Source organism: Arsukibacterium sp., from assembly GCF_033722355.1.
Classification (GTDB): Bacteria; Pseudomonadota; Gammaproteobacteria; order Enterobacterales; family Alteromonadaceae; genus Alishewanella.
Genome location: NZ_JAWVZF010000037.1, coordinates 1 through 20,140, shown reverse-complemented (window position 1 = coordinate 20,140; position 20,140 = coordinate 1). Strand labels below are relative to the sequence as shown.

Genomic DNA, 20,140 nt, shown 5'->3' with positions numbered 1-20,140 from the left:
TATTAAGTTAAATATGGCTGCTGACGGCAGACAATATCAGTTGAGGTTAAAAACGCCGCTGATACCGCGCGGTGTGGCTTATGTTGCCGATTTTATCAGTGTTAAAGATCAGCAAAGTTACTATTTTGAGCTGGCCGACTTTTCTGGTCGCTATCGTGGTCGGTCATTAAACAATCTGCCAGCACTGAACCTGTCTGATGTCAGTCACATCAGCGTGATGCTCGCAGACCAGCATAATGGGCCCTTTAGTATCGTGTTGTACTCCATCAGCTTATCTTCAGCACAAACAATATAAACAACATCAGGTGTTGCAGTTCACGGTTCTACCGCCTTAATACCAACCTGAGTTATCAGGCCGCTTTCATCCAGTTCCCGAACGGTAAGCACCAACTGATCAAGCCTTACCTGATCACCAATAACCACCCGGCGGTGAAAACGCTCACTGATATAGGATGACAAACTTTGCTGCTTGTTCTGATCCGCCATATTGATGGTATAAAAGGCATCTAAATCGGCCAGGCTGACGTCACCGTTTAAGACAAAATCGCCAAAGAAATTACTGTTACTCAAGCCAGACGTGTCTGCTTCACTGGCCAGTACTTCACTGATTTTTCTCACATCTTTCAGTTTGGCCAACACCATTACCGTATCCCGAGTGTTAAAGACCGGTTCTTTATCCGGTAACTGCCACTCACCATCGCGGATAATACCAAGAAATTGTACGGCGACGCTGAATTTTAAATCGTGCCAGCAGACACCACGAATAGGTGACTGTTCCTCAACCTTAAATGCCAATACTTCCATGACATCTTTGCTGGGTATTGCATCAAGTGGCATTGCCTGATCAGGCTCTAATTCGCCAGGCACTTCCAGTTTTAACCAGCGGGCTACCGGTACCAGGGTCCAGCCCTGCAATACCAATGACACAATAACCACAACAAAAGCCACATCGAAATATAAGTGCTCATTTGGTACACCGGCCAGCCATGGAAACAATGCCAGAATAATCGGTACGGCGCCGCGCAACCCTACCCAGCTAATAAATATTTGGTCTTTAATAGGAAATCGAAAAGGAATTAAACTTAACAGCACCGCCAAAGGTCTGGCAACAAAAATCAGAATCGCGGCCAGTATTAACGCATCAGTTAAATGTTCTTTTAAATTAGTGGGTACCACCAGTAAACCCAGCATCAGAAACATACTGATCTGACTTATCCATGCCAAGCCATCATGCATTCTGAGAATATGAATAATTTGCGGCAACCTGGCATTACCAACCAGATAGCCCATCAGGTAAACCGCCAGAAAACCACTACCGCCAAAACTATTGGTAATAGCATAAATAAAAATACTGCTGGCGACTGCAAGTAACGGGAAAAATGCAAAACTCAGCGGCAGTTTTCGGCATAAAAAAACGAATACTCGCCCGGCACCATAACCCATGGCACCGCCAACCACCGCCTGCTGTAAAAATGACACTAAAATCAGCCAGTCCAGTTTAGCATTCTGGGCTAACACACTAACCAGCGTCAGCGTCAGCATAACAGCCATCGGGTCGTTACTGCCAGACTCTATTTCCAGAGTAGACGCTACCCGCTGTTTAATTCTGAGACGTTGAGACTGAAATATCGAAAACACCGCTGCCGCATCGGTAGAACTTAAAATGGCGCCCAGCAGCAGCCCCTCAACAACTGAAAGTTCAAGCAGATAAGCAGCAGAAACCCCCACTACCCCACAGGTAATTACAACACCTACGGTGGCCAGCATCGACGCCGGCGCCAGAGCCACCCTGAAGCGTTCCGGGTGAGTCCGCATTCCGCCGTCAAACAGAATAATGACTAGCGCTATAGAGCCTATCAGAAATGCGGTTTCAGGATCATCAAATAGAATGCCAACAATACCGTCTTCACCGGCAATCATGCCAATGACTAAAAATATCAGTAACATAGGCGCGCCAAGCCGCGCTGATATCAGCGTAGCAATGATACTGACGAAAAATAATAAGCCACCAATTAAAATAGAGAGGTTTATCGCATCCAAAAAAACCTCCTGTTCATTATCAAGTTTAGCTTCTGGCGTTGATGATTTCGTTTACCACGGCCTGAAGTGCCACCAATGGTGATGTAGCCTGGGTAATGGGCCGGCCAACCACCAGGTAATCGACCCCTGCTTGTACTGCTGCAGCTGGGGTCATAATACGCTTCTGATCATCTGCACTGCTGCTTGCAGGACGTATGCCGGGGGTAACTAATTGAAAATGTTCACCAAATTGCTGTTTTAATTCAACTGCTTCCTGGGCTGAACATACCACACCATCTAAACCGCTTGCTGCTGCCAGTCCGGCCAGTTTTACCACCTGTTGCGCCGGAGTTAGCGATATGCCGAGTTCTGCTAAATCACTTTGCTCCATACTGGTTAGTACGGTGACAGCGATAAGCTTTGGCTTATTAATACCATAGCGCGCAATCGCTTCCCGCGCGGCAGTCATCATTTTGCTGCCGCCACTGGCATGGACATTCACCATCCATACCCCCAGATCCGCCGCAGCTTGTACCGCTTTGGCTACCGTATTCGGAATATCATGGAACTTCAAGTCAAGAAATACTTCAAAATGCCGTTGCTGAAGTTCTTTAACAAAAGCCGGACCGAAATGAGTAAACATTTCTTTGCCGACTTTTAAGCGGCACAGTGCCGGATCAAGTTGTGCTACTAAATTAAGTGCTTCAGTCTGGTTGGCGTAATCAAGCGCAACGACAACAGGAGTGTGACAAGACATCGATATTCCTTTTATACAGCAAATATTCTAACGGCCATCAATACCGGTAATGGGCTCCACAGTTTCCCACTGCTGACAGGAAGGACATAACCAGTATTGCTGACGGGTTTTAAAACCGCAATTGCGGCAACTATATAACACTTTATTAGCCAGGTAGGCCTGCACCAGCTCTTCTACAGATAACAAAGCTTGTGCTGCTGCGGAAGATTGATGCTGCCGCACCTGTAATAATTTCTGAAATAGACGGATACTGGGTTGCTGTTGCAGTTTATCCAGTAAAAATTGTTCAGCAGCTTTGGCTGAACCATGCTCCGCCAGCCAGTCAGCCAGCAAACCACTGGCCGTAACATTATGTTGTTTATTTGCCAGTTGACTAAGTAACTGATACCACTGATCACCGCTGAATTGACATCGTTGTAATAGCGGCAGCACCTCAGCGCTCCACTGTGGTTTCTGTTTGATGATACTCAGTAGCGGAATTTTTGCCTGATCGCCCTGCTCTTTTGCCAGATAAAACTGTGCCTGAGCAAAACGCGGGCGGATAGCCAATGGGTTACTGTCTACCAACTGTTGCAGCCGTTTAATATCCGGCTTATCCTGCATCGCTTCAACAGCCATATTAGCCAGCGCAATTTTTAATGACCGTGACTGACTATTACTAACTTCATTTTCAAGCGCCAACGCTTTATGCCAGTCATGGCTGGCAGTAAAAATACTGAATAACTGTTTCAGTGCCGGTTCACGCCAGCGTGTGGTGTTAACTAATGGGGTGGCCAGACTTTCCGCTCTGTCATACAAACCGGCAGAAAAGTAATCTTTTGCCAGCTCATACTGTATTTGCTGGGCCTGTGGTTTTGCCAGTTTCAGCTGATGTAATTTTTCATGAATACGAATTGCTTTGTCCCAGTCCCCTTTGCGCCGGAACAAATTAGCCAGCGCCAGATAGGTTTCGATAGTAGCAGCTTCGATATCCAGCAGTTCAAGTAACTGCTCGATTGCTTTATCTTCCTGATCTGTTAACAAAAAATTTAGACCAGAAGAAAGGTTGCGGGTAACACTGGCCCTGTCTTTTAACTCGGTATGTTTTACGCTATTTTTACCCATAAACCAGCCGTAAGCAGCGGCAACAGGCAGTAACAGAAATAGCAGTTCCAACATAAAGTCAGGTTTTCTCAGCGGTGGGTTTAAACCAGTTTTTGGTGCGGCGGGTCATACTTAACCAGGCTGCAATCAGAAGTCCCAGCAATACGCCGGTAATCAGGAAAATAATGGCGACATCGACTACCCGTAACTGCAGTTTAACTATCAGAAAATGCACATCTGTCAGTTGCTGGTTAATTGCGCCAAAGACGAAACCTACAATCAGAAAAGCAATAATCAGTATCAGATACAGTAATCTGCTCAAAAGACTCTCCGTGTACTGCAATTGACCTGATTAAGGATCAGGTATTATCTTTTACCCGATCGCGTAACTCTTTACCTGGTTTAAAGTGCGGTACATATTTACCGTCTAATTCAACTTTATCACCGGTTTTAGGATTGCGACCAATCCTCGGAGCACGATAATGCAGTGAAAAACTGCCAAAACCGCGGATCTCTATGCGTTCATTAGATGAAAGTGACTGGGCCATCTGTTCCAGAATTTCTTTGACAGATGCTTCGACATCCTTGACTTGAATATGCGGGAAATCGGTTGCTAATTTTTCAATCAATTCAGACTTGGTCATAGACCCTCCTGCAAAACCCAAATGATAAAGCAAGGGGCAACTGCCCCCTGCTTCGCCAGCAATTAATCCTGCTTTTGAGCAGCTTTAAATGCTTCGGCCATAGCGTTACCACCAAAGTCAGCTTCTTGCTGCTTGGTATTAACGGTCTCCATAGCTTCTTTTTCTTCAGCTTCGAATTTCGCTTTGATTGACAGGCTGATTACGCGGTTTTTGCGATCAACACCCATTAAACGAGCTTCAACTTCTTCGCCTACTTTCAGTACCGATGATGCATCTTCAATCCGCTCACGCGCAATGTCAGATACCCGGATGTAACCCTCAACACCACCTTCTAACATCACAGTAGCGCCTTTTGCGTCAACGGCAGTAACTTCACCTTTAACGATAGCACCTTTTTTGTTGTCAGCAAGGTAACCATTGAATGGATCTTCATCCAGTTGTTTGATACCTAAAGAAATACGCTCACGCTCAGGGTCAACTTGTAACACAACGGCGTGTACTTCGTCGCCTTTCTTGAACTCACGTACTGCTTCTTCACCGGTAGCGTTCCAGCTGATGTCAGACAAGTGAACCAGACCATCTATGCCGCCATCTAAGCCAATGAAGATACCAAAGTCAGTGATTGACTTGATCTTACCGCTTACGCGATCATTTTTATTGAAGCCTTTGGCAAACTCTTCCCAAGGATTAGCTTTACACTGTTTCAGGCCTAATGAAATACGACGACGTTCTTCGTCAATTTCCAGTACCATAACTTCAACGGTGTCACCTAAGTTAACCACTTTAGATGGGTGAATGTTTTTGTTGGTCCAGTCCATTTCAGACACGTGAACCAGGCCTTCCACACCTTCTTCGATTTCAACGAAGCAGCCGTAGTCAGTTAAATTGGTTACGCGACCAGTAATGCGGGCACCTTCTGGGTAACGTGAGGCAATAGCTGCCCATGGATCTTCACCCATTTGTTTCAGGCCTAATGATACGCGCTGCTTCTCGCGGTCGAATTTCAGTACTTTAACTGGAATTTCGTCACCCACGTTAACGATTTCGCTTGGGTGTTTAACGCGCTTCCATGCCATATCAGTGATATGCAGTAAGCCGTCTACGCCACCTAAGTCTACGAACGCACCGTAGTCAGTCAGGTTCTTAACGATACCTTTAACTTCCATGCCTTCTTCTAAAGTTTCTAACAGCTGATCACGTTCCTGGCTGCTTTCAGACTCAATCACTGCACGACGTGAAACCACCACGTTGTTACGCTTCTGATCAAGCTTGATAACTTTGAATTCAAGTTCTTTGTTTTCCAGGTGCAGGGTGTCGCGTACCGGACGGACATCAACTAATGAACCTGGCAGGAAGGCACGAATACCGTCGACTTCAACCGTAAAACCACCTTTAACTTTACCGGTAATAACACCGATAACAGTTTCTTTATCTTCGCAAGCTTTTTCCAGGCGAACCCAGGCTTCATGGCGCTTAGCTTTTTCACGAGATAATAAGGTCTCACCGAAACCATCTTCAATAGCGTCTAACGCTACGTCGATGATATCACCAACGCTAACCTCGATTTCACCGTTCAGTGATTTGAACTGCTCAACCGGAATAGCTGCTTCTGATTTAAGACCGGCGTCAACCATAACAACGTCTTTCAGAACAGCAACAACGGTACCTTTAACAATGGCACCCGGGCGGGTTTCGATGGTCTTGAGGCTTTCCTCAAATAATTGTGCAAAATTTTCAGTCATAGTCACTTTTTCAGTTAAGTGCTCCACTTCGCATCATGCGTTATGGGGTTGCTAAGTTTACCGGCAACACTCCTTGTTGCCAGCTGTCCAAAATGCGGTTGTGGTATTTAACCTGCGTTCAGCAGCGACTTGCTGTTGATATGATTAAGAACCTCTTCCAACACTTGTTCAATGGATTTATTGGTTGAATCCAGTATATAGGCGTCAGCAGCGGGCTTTAACGGCGCCGTTGCCCGGTTCATATCTCGCTCATCACGAACCTGGATTTCGTTCAAAAGGTCGCCGATGTTAACATCCAGCCCCTTTTGTTTCAACTCTAAATATCTACGGTTAGCGCGTTCTGCAGGGTCCGCAGTTAAAAATATTTTAACTTCTGCCTGTGGAAATACCACAGTACCCATATCACGACCATCTGCTACTAAGCCGGGTAACTCGGCAAATGCTCTCTGCCGCCGTAACAATGCTTCCCTAACCCGTGGCAACGAGGCAATTTTTGATGCTTCATCAGCAACTTGCTGGGTACGGATCGTATGAGAGACATTTTCACCTTCCAGCGTTACCCGGGTATTTCCCTGCTCATCAGCTGTGAACTGCACATCCAGGTGCGCGGCCAGTGGTTGTAATGCTTCTTCATCATCCGCAGCAATCTGATGATGCATGGCTGCCAGAGCCAGAACCCGGTAGATAGCGCCACTGTCAAGTAATTGCCATCCTAACTTCTGAGCCAGTAAACGACTTAAGGTGCCTTTACCTGAGCCTCCTGGTCCGTCTATGGTAATTACTGGTGCATGTTGCGGCATCCTACCTCCTAAAGCCCATTAATTTGCTAAGTCAAATTTTAAAACCGCCATATTATACAGGTTTCTGTGACAAAAGCTGTGTTTAGTTACGATAAAGATGCGCAGGTCAGCCCAGTCAGGAGACTGGGCTGCATCGTTGAAATGGGATTTATACCTGTAAACTCTGGAACAGCTCAAAGTAGCCAGGAAATGTCTTTGCCGTGCAGTCAGGGTCTTCAATAGTGACCGGTGTATCACTCAGCGCTACCAATGAAAAGCACATTGCCATCCGATGGTCATTGTAGGTAGCAATACTGGCATGTCTTAATTGCGGCGGCGGAGTTATTTTCAGATAATCACGGCCCTCTTCTACGTCAGCCCCTACCTTACGAAGCTCGTTAGCCATTGCTGCTAACCGGTCAGTCTCTTTCACCCGCCAGTTATAAACATTGCGGATAACAGTCTGTCCTTCAGCAAATAATGCCGTAGTAGCAATAGTCATTGCCGCATCGGGTATGGCGTTGTAATCGCGATCAATACCAATCAATCTGTTACGCGTTACCATAATGTAGTCGTCACCCCATTCCACATCAGCCCCCATCGCCTCCAGTGCACCGGCAAAGTGAATATCACCCTGCACCGCATGTCTGCCAATGCCTGTCACTTTAATGCTACCGCCTTTTATTGCCGCCGCTGCAAGAAAATAAGACGCTGACGATGCATCACCTTCAACTAACCAATCTCCGGGCGAGTGATATTGCTCAGCACCAATAACAGTAAATCGCTTGTAATTGTCATTGCAGACTGTCACACCAAAACGCTGCATTAATGCCAGCGTAATATCAATGTAGGGTTTCGACACCAAATCGCCGACTATCTCAATCTCTGTGCGTCCGTCAAGTAATGGTGCCACCATTAATACTGCTGTCAGGAACTGACTGGAAATACTGCCATCAATTTGTAGTCGTCTGCCCTGTAATGTCTGTCCCTTAATTTGCAGCGGCGGAAAACCGTCATTATCAAGATAACGGATATCAGCGCCTAACTGTCTGAGGGCATCGACCAGATGACCAATCGGCCGTTCGGCCATTCGGGGCTCACCGGTCAAGGTGACGTCGATTGCGGAGGCGGCGAGTGCAGCCGTCAGAGGCCGCATGGCAGTGCCGGCATTACCGAGAAACAGGGTTAACGGCTCAGTATGCTCAAATAAACGACCAAGCCCGTCGACCTCGCAGCGGGTTCGACACGCTGACAACCGGTAACTGACGCCCAAAGCTGCTAAGGCGTTTAGCATGTGACGGATATCATCACTGTCAAGCAAATTACTGATTCGGGTGGTGCCGCTGGCAAGCGCAGCTAATAGCAGCACCCGATTGGAAATACTTTTCGAGCCCGGTAAGTGTATCGTACCGGCCACGCCGGCAATCGGCTTTAAAGTTAACGTCTTCATCCGTTTACCCGTTCAAATTCCTGCATAAAACTTATCAGTGTTTGCACCCCTGTTAATGGCATTGCGTTATAAATGCTGGCGCGCATACCACCAACCATCCGGTGTCCTTTTAGCGCCAGTAAGCCATGCAGCTGGGCCTGATCAACGAAGGTGTCATTTAACCGCTCGTCGGCTAGGAAAAAAGGCACATTCATCCAGGAGCGATAAGGTTTGGCGACATCATTACTGTAAAAATCACTTTTATCAATGTAATCATAAAGTAAGCTGGCCTTAACCTGGTTACGCGTTGCCATTTCCGTAACGCCACCCTGTTGTTTTAACCATTTAAACACCAGGCCAGCCAGATACCAGGCGAAAGTCGGCGGTGTATTAAACATGCTGTCATTCTCGGCAGCCAACCGGTAGTCGAGCACCGCAGGAATGGCTGAACTGGCCTGAGGCAATAAGTCTTCCCGGACAATTGCCAGTGTTAACCCTGAGGGGCCAATATTTTTCTGTGCACCGGCATAAATCACTCCGTAGCGGCTGACGTCAATCGGCCGCGATAAAATGGTCGAGGATAAATCAGCAACAATCGGTACCTTAGTCTCAGGCAGACTGGTAAATTCGACGCCATCGACTGTTTCATTCGGACAACAATGGATAAAGGCCGCATCACTGTTAAGTTGCCAGTTGCCAGGATCAATAATACTTCGCAGGTTATCGTCAGTTTTCTGTCGGATATCCAGAACATTTAAGCTGCCGTATTTATGCCCTTCCTCCACTGCCGCTTTAGACCAGGCACCGGATACAATATAGTCCGCCGCATTTGTATGGTTATTAACAGCTGCATTAAACAGATTCAGCGGTACTGCAGAGAACTGCCCCCGGCCGCCACCATGCATAAACAGTACTTTGTAATGAGCAGGAATAGTCAGCAGGTCGCGCAGGTCTTGCTCTGCCTCTGCAGCAACCTGAATAAACGGTTTGCTGCGATGGCTGATTTCCATCACAGAGCAACCCTGTTGCTGCCAGTTGATAAATTCCTGCTGTGCCTGCTGCATCACAGCCGCGGGTAACATGGCCGGACCGGCACAAAAATTAAAGGTGGTCATGGTTAGGCTCTCAAATATCGCGGTTACGCATTACTAATGTCAGTTTAAATTGAATAAATCTGCTAAAAAAAAACGAGCGCAGATGCGCCCGTTTTTTATTTATCACTGCTCAGTGTCACTATCCTGAGCCAACTGGCTATCCTGCAGATCAGGGCCTGCAGCTTGTGTATTCAACTGGGTTACCGCTGCGCTTTCATCACTATCTGCAGGTAAATCCTGTTCCTGTATCTCGTCAACTTTGGCAACACCCACCACTTTTTCCTGATCCTGGGTTCGGATCAGAATAACACCCTGGGTATTACGACCGACTTCAGATACTTCCTTAACCCGGGTGCGCACAAGGGTACCTCGGTTAGAAATCATCATAATTTCATCGGTTTCACTCACCTGCACCGCGCCAACAACCAGACCATTACGCTCTGATACTTTAATTGACACTACGCCCTGAGTTGCCCGGCTCTTTGCCGGATACTCAGTTAAGGCAGTGCGTTTACCGTAACCATTCTCAGTGACTGTCAGTACGGCGCCATCGCCATTTGGAATAATCAGCGAAACGACCGAGCCGCCCTCACGTAAGCGAATACCACGCACACCGGTAGCGGTACGTCCCATACCACGCACCTGATCTTCAGTAAAGCGTACCACTTTGCCGTCATCAGAGAAGAGCATAATCTCGTTGCTGCCATCAGTAATGCCAACACCAATCAGATGATCGCCTTCATTCAGGTTAACAGCAATAATGCCGTTGGCCCGCGGCCGTGAGTAATCGGTCAGTGCGGTTTTCTTCACTGTACCGTTAGCGGTTGCCATAAACACATATTTACCTTCCTCGTATTCACGAACCGGCAGAATTGCGTTAATCCGTTCACCCTGCTCCAGCGGCAACAGGTTAACGATTGGCTTGCCCCGGGCCGTGCGGCTGGCCAGTGGCAACTGATAAACTTTCATCCAGTACAGCCGGCCACGGTTAGAGAAACATAAAATAGTGTCATGAGTACTGGCAACCAGCAGCTTATCGACAAAGTCTTCATCTTTAACGGTGGTTGCCGCCTTACCCTTACCGCCACGGCGCTGTGCTTCGTAATCAGATAATGGCTGATATTTAGCATAGCCAAGATGCGACAAGGTAACGACCACATCCTCTTCAGTAATTAAATCTTCCATATTGATATCCAGCATATTGTCCTGAATATCAGTGCGGCGGGCATCACCATACTGCGCTTTAGCGGCTTCTAACTCTTCACAGATAACTTCCATTAAGCGTTGCGGACTTGCCAGAATATGCAGTAATTCTGCAATCAGCTCTAACAGCTGCTTATATTCGTCCAGAATTTTTTCATGTTCTAAGCCAGTCAGCTTATGCAGTCGTAAATCCAGAATAGCCTGTGCTTGTTGTTCTGTTAAGAAATACAGATTATCACGAATACCAAAATGCGCTTCCAACCATTCTGGCCGTGCAGCGTCTTTACCTGAGCGCTCCAGCATTGCACTGACATCACCTAACTGCCAACCGCGCTCAACTAAACCAACCTTGGCTTCTGCCGGGCTGGCTGACGTTTTAATCAGTTCGATAATTTCATCGATGTTAGCCAGTGCAATGGCCAGGCCTTCCAGGATATGAGCACGGTCCCGGGCTTTGCGTAAGTCGTACACAGTGCGACGGGTAACCACTTCACGCCGGTGTAAAATGAAGCATTCCAGCATTTGTTTTAAGCTTAGCAATTTAGGCTGGCCATCATCCAGCGCCACCATGTTAATACCAAACACGGTCTGCATCTGGGTGTTGGAATATAACTGATTAAGCATCACATCTGACGATTCACCACGCTTAAGTTCAATGACGATACGCATACCGTCTTTATCTGACTCATCACGCAGCGCAGAAATACCTTCAATCCGCTTTTCTTTCACCAGCTCAGCAATTTTTTCTATTAAGCGTGCTTTATTGACCTGATATGGTAATTCATTAACGATAATGGTCTCGCGACCGGTTTTCTCATCTGTTTCAATACAGGTTTTACTGCGGATATAAACCTTGCCCCGACCGGTACGGTACGCTTCTTCGATACCTTTACGACCATTAATAATCGCTGCCGTCGGGAAATCCGGCCCTGGAATAAGCTGCATCAGCTCATGCAACTCAATATCCGGATTGGCTATCAGCGCCAGACAGCCATCAATCACTTCATTCAGGTTATGCGGCGGTATATTAGTGGCCATACCAACGGCAATACCGGATGAACCATTTATTAACAGGTTAGGGATTTTGGTCGGTAATACAGCGGGTATTTGCTCGGTGCCATCATAGTTCGGCACAAAATCCACAGTTTCTTTATCCAGATCGGCCAACAACTCATGTGCAATCCGGGCCATTCTGACTTCGGTATAACGCATTGCTGCGGCAGAATCACCATCAATAGACCCGAAGTTACCCTGACCATCAACCAGCATATAACGTAACGAAAACGGCTGAGCCATCCGGACAATAGTGTCGTATACCGCACTATCACCATGCGGGTGGTATTTACCGATAACATCACCCACCACCCGGGCAGACTTTTTATAAGCTTTGTTCCAGTCGTTGCCCAATTCCTTCATGGCAAACAGAACGCGACGGTGAACAGGCTTTAAACCGTCCCTTACATCGGGTAAAGCCCGGCCAACAATTACGCTCATGGCGTAATCGAGGTAGGAGTTTTTTAATTCCTCTTCGATATTAATCGGAACTATTTCTTTGGCCAGATCTGTCATAAAACGCTAATTTCCCTTAAATCAGATAGATAACTCGCTTTTTTCGATGTTATAGAGCGCGAGACAACGCAGGATTCTACCACATAAAATGGCAGTTGCCATGCCTGTTATGCATGCCCAAAGCTGTCCGCTATTTGCTGAAACAGATCAAGGCTTTATAATGGCAAAAAATTTTAAGGCCTGAACCATGACACAAAACACAAATATTGATCCAGCTGAAATTGCGAAATTTAACGATATAGCCAGCCGCTGGTGGGATCAGGATGGAGAATTTAAACCTTTGCATCTGTTAAACCCTACCCGACTTGCCTATATCAGCGATATCGCCGGTGGTGTTTTTGGTAAAGCGATAATAGATGTTGGCTGCGGCGGCGGTATTCTGGCAGAGAGTCTGGCCCGAAGCGGTGCTGATGTTACCGGAATCGACATGGCAGAAGACGCGCTGGCTGTGGCAAGGCTGCATGCTCTGGAATCCGGAGTTAAGCTGAATTATAGCCAGCAAACGGCAGAACACTTTGCTGCCAGTCAGCCTGCGTCCTTTGATATCGTAACCTGCATGGAAATGCTGGAACATGTCCCTGACCCGGCATCAGTGGTAAAGGCCTGTGCGGATTTAGCCAAACCCGGCGGCTTACTGTTTTTCTCCACGATTAATAAAACAGTTAAGGCGTATGTGATGGCAATTGTTGGCGCTGAATATATTCTGCGCCTGGTTCCTAAGGGCACCCATCAATTCAGTAAATTTATCCGGCCATCGCAGTTGATGCGAGATATTGAACAAGCTGGTCTGGAGCTGGTCGACGCTACCGGTCTGCATTTTAATCCGCTGACCAACAGTTTTAAAACCGGTCCTGGTTTAGATGTCAATTATTTCGTGGTTGCCCGTAAGTCAGCTGAGTTCTGATACAGTACCCGTTGGTAGTGATAAAACTAAGGTACCAGGCTGTTGTTTTTTTACTGGTACCCGTGTCTGCCAAATAGCCAGTTGCACTTAAAAGCGGCTGCTTAGAACAAATAATTTTATAACTAAGAAAAAGCTTGCTTCAGTTATGCTTTTTCTATGACAAGCGATAACAGGTTAGTAGCTACTAACAGGTCGTCTTAGCGCTTTTTTTTTCGACAGCCAGCACCCTTGCAAAAGCGCCCAATCCACACTATCTTGTGATCAGTTTTTAATTTACACCTATATGTTGTGCAAAACGCCAGCAAACAGGTATTTATAATAGGCCGTGCGCGAACGGGCTGTCAGCTAATAATAACTATTGAAACGGAACTCTTCAGCGATGACGCAAAAACTCTTTGTCACCAAACGTGACGGACGCCGTGAACCCCTTGATTTGGATAAAATTCACCGGGTCATTACCTGGGCTGCTGAGGGCTTACATAATGTGTCAGTCTCTCAGGTTGAACTGAAATCACATATTCAGTTTTACGATGGCATTAAGTCGGCAGATATCCATGAAACCATCATTAAGGCTGCTGCTGATCTGATTTCAAAAGACAGTCCGGATTACCAGTATCTGGCTGCCCGCCTGGCCGTTTTCCATTTGCGTAAGAAAGCTTATGGTCAGTTTGAACCGCCTCATCTATATGATCATCTGGTTAAAATGGTTGAGGCCAAGCGTTATGATCAGCATATTCTGGCTGATTACAGCCGGGAAGAACTGGAAACTATCAACGGTTATATCGATCACAGCCGTGATTTAAATTTTAGTTATGCTGCAGTAAAACAGCTGGAAGGCAAATATCTGGTACAAAACCGGGTAAGCGGTGAAATCTATGAAAGTGCACAATTTTTATATATTCTGGTGGCCGCGTGTCTGTTCGCTAATTATCCCAAAAATACCCGGTTAGACTTCGTCCGCCGGTTTTACGATGCCACATCGACTTTTAAATTGTCACTGCCCACCCCGATAATGTCTGGTGTTCGCACCCCTACCCGGCAATTCAGCTCCTGCGTGTTGATCGAGTGCGGTGACAGTCTGGATTCTATTAACGCGACGTCCAGTGCCATTGTAAAATACGTGTCGCAGCGTGCCGGTATCGGCATCAATGCAGGTCGCATTCGCGCGCTGGGTAGTCCTATCCGCAATGGCGAAGCCTTTCATACCGGTTGTATTCCATTCTATAAGCACTTTCAGACAGCGGTTAAAAGCTGCTCCCAGGGAGGGGTGCGCGGTGGTGCGGCGACCTTATTTTTCCCATTGTGGCATTTGGAAGTGGAATCCCTGTTGGTACTGAAAAATAACCGAGGCGTTGAAGAAAACCGGGTGCGCCACTTAGATTATGGGGTACAGTTTAACCGTCTGATGTATACCCGACTGATAAAAGACGACTATATCACCCTGTTCAGCCCGTCAGACGTGCCGGGCTTGTATGATGCATTCTTCCAGGATCAGGAGCAATTTGACAAGCTGTATGTCAAATACGAAGCTGACAGCAGTATCCGGAAAAAGCGGATTAAAGCGTTAGAGCTGTTTACCCTGTTTATGCAGGAGCGTGCCAGCACCGGTCGTATCTATTTACAGAATGTCGATCATTGCAATACGCACAGCCCATTTAACCCAAAACTAGCCCCGGTGCGCCAGAGTAACCTGTGTCTGGAAATTGCTCTGCCAACTAAACCGCTTGAGCACGTTAATGACCCCAACGGTGAAATAGCGCTGTGTACCTTGTCAGCGTTTAATCTTGGCGCAATAACCGAGCTGGATGAACTCGAAGAGCTGGCAGAGCTTGCGGTACGCTCGCTCGATAGCCTGCTGGATTATCAGGACTATCCCATCCCTGCTGCCTATCATGCCTCCATCAGTCGCCGTACGCTTGGTGTCGGCGTCATTAACTATGCGTACTATCTGGCAAAAAATGGCGTTAAGTATTCTGATGGTTCGGCCAATGGCCTGACTCACAGAACGTTTGAGGCGATACAGTACTATTTATTAAAAGCATCAAACAAACTGGCTCAGGAGCAAGGTCCCTGCCCTAAATTTAACGAAACCACCTATGCTGAAGGTATCTTACCTATCGACAGCTATAAAAAAGATCTGGATAAAGTTTGTGCTGAGCCGCTGCAACTGAATTGGGAACAATTACGTAAAGATATTTTGCAGTTTGGTCTGCGTAATTCAACTTTATCTGCCCTGATGCCATCAGAGACATCATCACAAATTTCTAATGCAACCAATGGTATTGAACCCCCGCGCGGTCATATCAGTGTGAAAGCCAGTAAAGACGGGATCCTTAAGCAAGTAGTACCTGAATATGAGCGGTTAAAACATCAGTACGAACTGCTATGGGACATTCCGTCTAATGATGGTTATCTGAGCCTGGTAGCGATAATGCAGAAGTTTGTCGACCAGACTATCTCAGCTAACACTAATTATGACCCGAACAAATATGACGGCGGCCGGGTACCGATGAAGCTGTTATTAAAAGACCTGCTGACTGCATATAAGCTGGGCGTGAAAACCATGTATTACCATAATACCCGCGATGGTGCTGCTGATATGCAGGAAGATATTAAACCTGAGCAGGAAGACGACGGCTGCGCTGGCGGCGCCTGCAAAATTTAACCCGGATCAGTCATCGCTGTGCTAAAGCACAGCGTAGTAATAACAGGTTTTTAATCAGGATAGTTACAGCAATGGCGTATACCACATTCAATCGTGAAATTAATAATCAACTGAAAGAGCCGATGTTCTTTGGTAATGCTGTCAATGTGTCACGTTATGATCAGCAAAAATATCCGATATTCGAAAAGTTAATTGAAAAACAGCTGAGCTTCTTCTGGCGTCCGGAAGAAATTGATGTCAGTAAAGACCGGATCGATTTTCAGAATCTGCCAGAACATGAGAAACATATTTTCCTCAGCAACCTGAAATACCAGACATTACTGGATTCAGTGCAAGGTCGCTCCCCTAATGTGGCGTTTCTGCCGATTGTTTCCATTCCAGAGCTTGAGACGTGGATTGAAACCTGGGCATTCAGTGAAACTATCCATAGCCGTAGTTATACCCATATCGTGCGGAATATTACCGCTGAACCGCATAAAGTGTTTGACGACATTATGCTTAATGACAAAATTCTGGATCGGGCAGATGACGTTACCCGCTATTACGATAGCCTGATAGACGGCATAAATCTGTACCAGCGTTGTGGCGAAGGCGAGCATCAGATTAATGGTCAAACGATAGGTATTTCTCTGCGGGAACTGAAGAAACGTTTATATCTTTGCATGTTGTCAGTCAACGTGCTGGAGGCAATCCGTTTTTACGTCAGTTTTGCCTGCAGTTTCGCCTTTGCTGAGCGCGAGCTGATGGAAGGTAATGCAAAAATCATTAAATTAATTGCCCGGGATGAAGCACTGCATTTAACGGGAACACAGCACATCTTAAATATTATGGCCGCGGGAGACGATGACCCGCAAATGGCAGAAATAGCCAGGGAATGTGAAGATCAGGCGTACGCCATTTTTCAAAAAGCGGCAGAGCAGGAAAAAGATTGGGCCCAATATTTATTCAAAGATGGTTCAATGATTGGCCTGAACAAAGATATTCTTTGTCAGTACGTGGAATATATTACCAACAGCAGAATGCAGGCGATAGGTTTAAAACCCCGTTTCAGCACCACGCAAAACCCTATCCCCTGGATTAACGCCTGGCTGGTGTCAGATAACGTTCAGGTCGCCCCACAGGAATCTGAAATCAGTTCTTATCTGGTTGGCCAGATAGATAATGAAGTTGATGGCACGGAATTTGGCGATTTTGATCTATAAACTGCCATGCCACTGGTTATAATAGCCGGCCAGGCTGCTATCAGTTTTGATAGCAGCCAACCAACTCTTCTGCATAGTCTGGAGCAACAGCAGCAGGATGTCAGTTATCAGTGCCGGGAAGGTTATTGTGGTGCCTGTCGTTGCAAACTGATTAGCGGCACGATTCAGTATTTACATGAGCCGCTGGCCTTTGTCCGCCAGGGCGAGTTCTTACCGTGCTGTAGCATTCCGGTTACTGACATTACAATTGAAATCCCCTGATCCTCTGGTATTTTTCCGCGTTATACCGCACACTTATCCGGTAATTTTTTTGCTTTAGGGCCAGTCTTAATGAAGATAGCGTTTATCGGTTTAATGTTCAGCTTTTCTGCCGCCGCAATTGAAGTGGAGCAGCTAAGTAACTGGTTTGAGCAAGCCCGGTATCAGAAAATTGTGACCGAAATTAACCAACAACCTGAATTAATACAGCAACCCGACTTAACCGCTTTTTATGTGCAGGCAATGTTTAATCTGCGGCAACGGGAAGAAGCAAATACCTTGCTTAATCAGCTCATTACAGAATATCCACAACATAGTGAATTACTTTACCTTGCCGGTATTAACAAAATTGTACTTGCCGCCGATGGTAATATTTTCAAGGCCCGCCAGCGTACCAGCGACGGGCTGCAATTGCTGCTGCGCGCAGTAACCGCTGATGCCCATAATTATCCTGCTCAGCATGCACTAATCACGTTTTATCAGTCTGCGCCGGCTGCTGCTGGTGGCAGCCCTGAGCTCGCTGCTGAACAGGCGACAATTCTGGCTGCGCTAAACCCGTTACAGGGTGCACTGGCCAGGATCCAGATCCTGATACTGGATGAACGACTGAGTGAGGCTGTGGCACTTATTGACAAACATTTAGCAACCAGGCCGAACCAGCCTGATTTGTTGGCGGTTAAAGCCAGTATTCTGGCCAGGCAGAATGCCTATCTGGTTGCCCAGCAACTTTACAGCGAAACGGCAAAATTTAGTGTGAAGCCGAGCCAACGCTATGGGGCTTTATATCAGGTAGGACGTCTGGCAGTGCTGACCAATAGTAATGTATTAGAGGGAATTACGGCTCTGTCAGAATATATTGGTTATTACAATGAGACCGATCAAAGCCGGCTTAACTGGGCTAAATTACGCCTGGTACAATTATTTTTGCTGGCAGGCAGTGAGGCCCGTGCCGAATTATTATTTGCCGATATCGCTAATACAACCAGTGCTGATCAGGACTTTATGGATTTAAAAGACAAGATCAAGCTGCAACTGGCGGCACCATTGTAACAACCTGCCGCCAGTTGCCTGCTTTGTCATGTTGAAAACATCAGAACGTGTTACTGTCGGATCCCCTCAACATTCAGATCGAGATAGACTCTGGAAGATGCGGGCCCTAAATCGTAATTTATACCAAAATCTTTTAACTCAAATGAAGTGGTGCCGCTAAACCCAGCCCGGTACCCTCCCCATGGATCGGCGCCTTCACCAATTTTCCGGGCAACAATAACCACACCTCTGGTAATACCATTAAGCGTCAAATCGCCATGCAGATTAAAACTGCCATCGTCATTAGCGACCACACCGGTGCTTTTAAAGGACGCTTGCGGATGTTTGCTGACATTTAAAAAGTCTTCACTACGCAAATGCTTATCGCGCTCTGCGTGGTTTGAGTCAACACTGCTGGTGTCAATCACAATACTGACTTTTGACTCTGCCAACTTATCTGCATCATAACTGAACCGGCCTTCAAAGGTATTAAAGCGGCCATGCAACCAGCTGAAACCCAGATGGCTTATTTTAAATTGAATAAAGGCATGCGCATCTTCTGTATCAATTTTGTAATCTGCAGCCTGCATACCAAAGCTAAATCCAGCGGTGGCAATGGCGGCGAGTATCATTTTCTTCATATTGTAACTCCTTGCTTTGATGAGTTTTATCTTGAGCTTAGCGTCCAAACATACGTTTGAGGGTAATGTCGTTATCGATGAAATGGTGTTTCAGTGCGGCAGCAGCGTGCAAAGCACTGACTGCAATTAAGCTGTATGCCAGATATTGATGAACCACGCCTGCTATATCGGCTTGTCCGGTAAACAGCTCTCCGGCACCAGGCAGCGTAAACCAGTTAAAAACAGCAATAGCGCGGCCATCAGCGGTAGATATAAGGTAACCGGATAGCATAACTGCCAGTAACAATAAATAGAGGAACAGATGAGCAAGCTTTGCCAGGCGTTGTTCAAGCAGGCTATGTGAACTGACCGGCGCAGGCGTCACGTTTACCGCTTTCCAGCACAAACGAAGTATCACCACAATAAACAGTAAAATACCGATACTTTTGTGCCAAAAAGGAGCCGTACGGTACCAGCTGCTGTAGTAGTTAAGATCAACCATCCAGTAGCCAACCACAAACAGCACAATGACACTGACTGCTACCAGCCAGTGAAACACGATACTGATCAGCCCATAACGGGCCAGGGTATTTGTGAGCATGCTATCCTCCTGTTACAAAGGATAGCTCAACTAAAAAGAATTAAAATCGCAAATTACGACACGGAGGTTTCTATTTAATAGAATGATTAACGCGGTGATCGCTAAGTATCGAGCTTGCCGTCCCGGATATGCTTGTCGCCGCGGGCTTTGGCCAGGGCAACCTGCTTTTGTCTTTCAGCAAACGCCGCTTTTTGCTCTGCTGTTGTTTTGTTATAACAATGAGGACAACTGAGCCCTTTGACATAGTGTTCGGATTGCATCTCTGTAGCCGACAATGGCATGCGGCAGGCATAACACTGATCATAACTGCCCTGCTCCAGATTGTGTTTAACGGCAACACGTTGATCAAACACAAAGCACTCGCCCTGCCACAAGCTTTGCTCAGCCGGCACTTCTTCCAGATACTTTAAAATACCGCCGTCCAGATGATAAACCTCTTGAAAACCCTGCTCTTTTAAAAAAGCGGTAGATTTTTCACAGCGGATACCACCGGTACAAAACATCGCCACTTTCTTATGTTTATTCTTATCCAGGTTGTCAGC

The 20,140-nt window shown here is 46.6% G+C and carries 19 protein-coding genes; 6 read left to right on the top strand and 13 right to left on the bottom strand.

All coding sequences use genetic code 11. The annotated features are described in order from the left end of the window. Nucleotides 1-295: CIA30 family protein (locus R3177_RS05795; RefSeq protein ID WP_318970092.1), on the top strand; the 295-nt coding region annotated here is incomplete at its 5' end. Nucleotides 296-315: 20 nt separating this feature from the next. Here R3177_RS05795 and R3177_RS05790 read toward each other — a convergent pair. From R3177_RS05790 to gyrA, 10 genes are all read right to left on the bottom strand, one after another. After that, complete coding sequence (locus tag R3177_RS05790) at nt 316-2,040, bottom strand: potassium/proton antiporter (RefSeq protein WP_318970091.1); 1,725 nt, start codon at nt 2,038-2,040, stop codon at nt 316-318. Between the two features lie 25 nt (nt 2,041-2,065). Beyond that, the gene (pyrF, locus tag R3177_RS05785; RefSeq protein WP_318970090.1) at nt 2,066-2,776 is read right to left on the bottom strand and encodes an orotidine-5'-phosphate decarboxylase; all 711 of its coding nucleotides are present in this window, start codon (nt 2,774-2,776) and stop codon (nt 2,066-2,068) included. Nucleotides 2,777-2,803: 27 nt separating this feature from the next. Further along, nucleotides 2,804-3,880: an N-acetylglucosaminyl transferase gene (locus R3177_RS05780; RefSeq protein WP_318970089.1), complete on the bottom strand. Its 1,077-nt coding sequence runs from the start codon at nt 3,878-3,880 to the stop codon at nt 2,804-2,806. A 58-nt stretch (nt 3,881-3,938) separates the two neighbouring features. Next, nucleotides 3,939-4,181 (bottom strand): LapA family protein, encoded by a 243-nt coding sequence (locus R3177_RS05775; protein ID WP_318970088.1) that lies wholly within the window; start codon nt 4,179-4,181, stop codon nt 3,939-3,941. 37 nt (nt 4,182-4,218) lie between these two features. Continuing rightward, nucleotides 4,219-4,503 carry an integration host factor subunit beta gene (gene ihfB / locus R3177_RS05770; protein WP_019674263.1) on the bottom strand — a complete coding sequence of 95 codons (285 nt, stop codon included), beginning with the start codon at nt 4,501-4,503 and terminating at the stop codon, nt 4,219-4,221. Nucleotides 4,504-4,565: 62 nt separating this feature from the next. Continuing rightward, nucleotides 4,566-6,245, bottom strand: coding sequence for a 30S ribosomal protein S1 (gene rpsA, locus R3177_RS05765; protein WP_413229071.1), 1,680 nt, complete (start codon nt 6,243-6,245; stop codon nt 4,566-4,568). 107 nt (nt 6,246-6,352) lie between these two features. Continuing rightward, entirely contained in the window at nt 6,353-7,045 is a 693-nt protein-coding gene (gene cmk / locus R3177_RS05760; RefSeq protein ID WP_318970087.1) for a (d)CMP kinase, read from the bottom strand. A 148-nt stretch (nt 7,046-7,193) separates the two neighbouring features. Next, nucleotides 7,194-8,474: a 3-phosphoshikimate 1-carboxyvinyltransferase gene (gene aroA, locus R3177_RS05755; protein ID WP_318970086.1), complete on the bottom strand. Its 1,281-nt coding sequence runs from the start codon at nt 8,472-8,474 to the stop codon at nt 7,194-7,196. Then, nucleotides 8,471-9,568, bottom strand: a complete 1,098-nt coding sequence (serC, locus tag R3177_RS05750) for a 3-phosphoserine/phosphohydroxythreonine transaminase (RefSeq protein WP_318970085.1) — start codon at nt 9,566-9,568, stop codon at nt 8,471-8,473. The genes aroA and serC overlap by 4 nt, the downstream gene beginning before the upstream one ends. A gap of 102 nt (nt 9,569-9,670) precedes the next feature. Then, entirely contained in the window at nt 9,671-12,319 is a 2,649-nt protein-coding gene (gene gyrA, locus R3177_RS05745) for a DNA topoisomerase (ATP-hydrolyzing) subunit A (protein WP_318970084.1), read from the bottom strand. 187 nt (nt 12,320-12,506) lie between these two features. On the opposite strand from gyrA, the gene ubiG reads away from it, so the two are divergent. The 5 genes from ubiG to R3177_RS05720 all read left to right on the top strand — a co-directional run bounded on the left by ubiG (nt 12,507) and on the right by R3177_RS05720 (nt 18,398). After that, nucleotides 12,507-13,223, top strand: coding sequence for a bifunctional 2-polyprenyl-6-hydroxyphenol methylase/3-demethylubiquinol 3-O-methyltransferase UbiG (gene ubiG, locus R3177_RS05740; protein WP_318970083.1), 717 nt, complete (start codon nt 12,507-12,509; stop codon nt 13,221-13,223). Nucleotides 13,224-13,602: 379 nt separating this feature from the next. Beyond that, the gene (gene nrdA, locus R3177_RS05735; protein WP_318970082.1) at nt 13,603-15,888 is read left to right on the top strand and encodes a class 1a ribonucleoside-diphosphate reductase subunit alpha; all 2,286 of its coding nucleotides are present in this window, start codon (nt 13,603-13,605) and stop codon (nt 15,886-15,888) included. Between the two features lie 71 nt (nt 15,889-15,959). Then, nucleotides 15,960-17,090: a class Ia ribonucleoside-diphosphate reductase subunit beta gene (gene nrdB, locus R3177_RS05730; RefSeq protein WP_318970081.1), complete on the top strand. Its 1,131-nt coding sequence runs from the start codon at nt 15,960-15,962 to the stop codon at nt 17,088-17,090. Nucleotides 17,091-17,096: 6 nt separating this feature from the next. Further along, complete coding sequence (gene yfaE, locus R3177_RS05725) at nt 17,097-17,351, top strand: class I ribonucleotide reductase maintenance protein YfaE (protein ID WP_318970080.1); 255 nt, start codon at nt 17,097-17,099, stop codon at nt 17,349-17,351. 69 nt (nt 17,352-17,420) lie between these two features. Next, nucleotides 17,421-18,398, top strand: a complete 978-nt coding sequence (locus R3177_RS05720) for a hypothetical protein (RefSeq protein WP_318970079.1) — start codon at nt 17,421-17,423, stop codon at nt 18,396-18,398. A gap of 50 nt (nt 18,399-18,448) precedes the next feature. Here the strand turns inward: R3177_RS05720 and R3177_RS05715 are convergent, their stop codons facing one another. The 3 genes from R3177_RS05715 to R3177_RS05705 all read right to left on the bottom strand — a co-directional run. Next, on the bottom strand, nt 18,449-19,018 hold the full coding sequence (locus R3177_RS05715; RefSeq protein WP_318970078.1) for a YceI family protein: 570 nt from the start codon (nt 19,016-19,018) through the stop codon (nt 18,449-18,451). A gap of 37 nt (nt 19,019-19,055) precedes the next feature. Further along, nucleotides 19,056-19,598 carry a cytochrome b gene (locus tag R3177_RS05710; RefSeq protein ID WP_318970077.1) on the bottom strand — a complete coding sequence of 181 codons (543 nt, stop codon included), beginning with the start codon at nt 19,596-19,598 and terminating at the stop codon, nt 19,056-19,058. 101 nt (nt 19,599-19,699) lie between these two features. Beyond that, on the bottom strand, nt 19,700-20,140 hold a 441-nt coding region (locus R3177_RS05705), incomplete at its 5' end, for a rhodanese-like domain-containing protein (protein ID WP_318970076.1).

Coding starts and splice junctions, on each gene's coding strand:
- pyrF (WP_318970090.1), bottom strand. CDS start 2,776: ATGTCTTGTCACACTCCTGTTGTCGTTGCGCTTGATTACGCCAACCAG.
- R3177_RS05780 (WP_318970089.1), bottom strand. CDS start 3,880: ATGGGTAAAAATAGCGTAAAACATACCGAGTTAAAAGACAGGGCCAGT.
- ihfB (WP_019674263.1), bottom strand. CDS start 4,503: ATGACCAAGTCTGAATTGATTGAAAAATTAGCAACCGATTTCCCGCAT.
- rpsA (WP_413229071.1), bottom strand. CDS start 6,245: ATGACTGAAAATTTTGCACAATTATTTGAGGAAAGCCTCAAGACCATC.
- cmk (WP_318970087.1), bottom strand. CDS start 7,045: ATGCCGCAACATGCACCAGTAATTACCATAGACGGACCAGGAGGCTCA.
- aroA (WP_318970086.1), bottom strand. CDS start 8,474: ATGAAGACGTTAACTTTAAAGCCGATTGCCGGCGTGGCCGGTACGATA.
- serC (WP_318970085.1), bottom strand. CDS start 9,568: ATGACCACCTTTAATTTTTGTGCCGGTCCGGCCATGTTACCCGCGGCT.
- gyrA (WP_318970084.1), bottom strand. CDS start 12,319: ATGACAGATCTGGCCAAAGAAATAGTTCCGATTAATATCGAAGAGGAA.
- ubiG (WP_318970083.1), top strand. CDS start 12,507: ATGACACAAAACACAAATATTGATCCAGCTGAAATTGCGAAATTTAAC.
- nrdA (WP_318970082.1), top strand. CDS start 13,603: ATGACGCAAAAACTCTTTGTCACCAAACGTGACGGACGCCGTGAACCC.
- nrdB (WP_318970081.1), top strand. CDS start 15,960: ATGGCGTATACCACATTCAATCGTGAAATTAATAATCAACTGAAAGAG.
- yfaE (WP_318970080.1), top strand. CDS start 17,097: ATGCCACTGGTTATAATAGCCGGCCAGGCTGCTATCAGTTTTGATAGC.
- R3177_RS05720 (WP_318970079.1), top strand. CDS start 17,421: ATGAAGATAGCGTTTATCGGTTTAATGTTCAGCTTTTCTGCCGCCGCA.
- R3177_RS05715 (WP_318970078.1), bottom strand. CDS start 19,018: ATGAAGAAAATGATACTCGCCGCCATTGCCACCGCTGGATTTAGCTTT.
- R3177_RS05710 (WP_318970077.1), bottom strand. CDS start 19,598: ATGCTCACAAATACCCTGGCCCGTTATGGGCTGATCAGTATCGTGTTT.